Raw genomic sequence first — 207 nt, forward strand, 5'->3', positions numbered from 1 at the left:
AGTTCTCCTTTTTGCATACCGCTCAATTCTTTTTGATCATGGTATTTGCGGATTAGAGCTGTTGTACTAATAATACTTCTTGGAGCGTTTTTTGCTTGTGCTGAAATAGCGCCAGTTGCCATAAGCAAAAGGACACCTAGTAAAATAATCTTACTCTTCATTTTTTTTGTGTAATTGGTTGTAGATAAAAACAAAAATATATAAATT

The sequence above is a fragment of the Flavobacterium aquidurense genome (assembly GCF_002217195.1).
Classification (GTDB): Bacteria; Bacteroidota; Bacteroidia; order Flavobacteriales; family Flavobacteriaceae; genus Flavobacterium; species Flavobacterium frigidimaris.